The organism is Streptococcus sp. HSISS2 (genome assembly GCF_000448665.1).
GTDB lineage: Bacteria > Bacillota > Bacilli > Lactobacillales > Streptococcaceae > Streptococcus > Streptococcus raffinosi.
Map to the genome: position 1 here is coordinate 963,629 of NZ_CM002133.1, position 1,903 is coordinate 965,531.

1 protein-coding gene is annotated in these 1,903 nt (G+C 39.4%); it reads right to left on the reverse strand.

Annotation, left to right across the window (positions count from 1 at the left end; translation table 11 throughout):
- On the reverse strand, window positions 1-1,903 hold a 1,903-nt coding region (locus HSISS2_RS04260), incomplete at both ends, for a glycoside hydrolase family 70 protein (protein WP_276201978.1).

Genomic DNA, 1,903 nt, shown 5'->3' on the forward strand with positions numbered 1-1,903 from the left:
GTAGGCACCTGTAACAGTCTTACCGTCAGCGCCTGCATAGTACCATACATTTCCATCAGTTGTGAAGAATTCGTTAGTAACTAATTCTCCAGAACCTTCTTTGTACTTACTATAAGTACCATCTGCATTCTTAACAACGCCACCTTTAACTTGACTTCCATCTTCATTAAAGTAAAGTTTTTGACCATTGATAACTTGAGCACCTGTAGCGGCAACACCATTTTCATCAAAGTGATACCATTTACCTTCAATGTTTCTCCAAGTGTTCTTGATAGCATTACCAGTGTGTGCGTCAAAGTAATAAGTTTTACCTTTAAAGGTTACTAATTTATCTTTAGCTTGGAAACCGTCTTCTCCAAAGTATTGTGTGAAGCCATCAATAACCGTAATACCTTTGGCCATGACACCTTCATTAGTGAAGTAACGGAATTTCACAACCTTAGACTCTTTACCGTCTTTAGTTTCAGTAACATCAAATTTAGTGTAACCGCCCTTATACATTTGACCCTTAGTGTTGTAAAGGTAGGTATTACCATTAGCATCAACATAGTAGGCATTACTCAACATGATACCGTTTGGCAAGAAACGATAAACGTCTTTACCATTTGGTGAGTATTCACCGTTTGTAATCATGTGACCACGAGCATCGAAGTAATAGGTGTTACCATTGAAGGTTACAAAGGCAGATTTAGCTTGAGTACCACTTGTACCGAAGTAAGTGATTCCCTTACCATCACTTGAGAATCCAGTAACAACCTTTTCTTTACCTGTCAATTGAAGAGGAATGAAGTTACCATCTTTAGTGACTGTGAAGTATTTACCAGTTGCTTCATCGCTAAGTACGTAGCCAACACCACGTTCAAGAACGTTTGTTCCGTTGAAGTATTCGGCCTTCCATTGTTTCAATTTAACAGAATCATCAATTGGTTTACCAGTTGAGATCATGTTTACCTTGAACATTTCAGGGTATTTAGCTTTAAGTTCAGCCAAGAATTCACCACCGTATTTAGCTTGGTAATCTTTGCCTGATGACTTAGAGTTAGCCACATAAAGTGAATGGTCGATGATAGCGTCCGCAATCGTACGTCCTGCACCATCAGTACGAGTTGCAGTTACGACTTCTTTACCTGGCAATTGGTAAATTTGGTCTGGAACCCAGTCAGCGATCGCTTGGATACCAGCCTTGTGAAGTGCTTTAAGCGCATCTCGTAAATCTTCTTTAGAACCGTATTTATTGTTCTTACTCATGGCAAGATCGTAACGGTCTGCAAAGGCATAACCATTTTGGATAACTGAATCAAGGAAGGTACCATCGTCAGCAGAAACAAATTGAGGTGCCATTTCAAATGATGTTACGCCCCATGATTTGAACAAATCAACATTTTCAGCAATCTTACGGTTAGTATAAACTGAAGGATCTGAACCATCTGGAATAGTTTGGAAGTTAGAGAATCCTTCGTAGATCAATTGTGAATCATAAGCTTCAGTCGCTTTAAGAGTCAACTCTCCTTCTTTTTTAGCTTCTGTTGAAGGCGCTACTCGAATATCTTGATCATCTGAAGCTCCAACTGGAACCCAAACTGCTACGAAACCAGACATATCAAATGTTTCATAACCCTTAATGTCATTCGCACCGAAAGTCAAGACACCGTTGCTGTCTGTTTCTTTCACGTAACCTGCTGCGATTGCATCTGCATCAGATGTAAAGTTCTTGATACCATCAGCTGTACCAACAATCAAAGCACGGTATTTTTGGTTGGCATGGATTTTACCCATTTCAACGTTTAATTTAGCTGATTGATCCAAAGTCAATTTTGGATTGTTAGCTACAAGTGTTACCTGACCAGATGTACGGCTGTATTTAGAACCTTCTGTATCATCAGCTGTCATGATGTCTTTACCA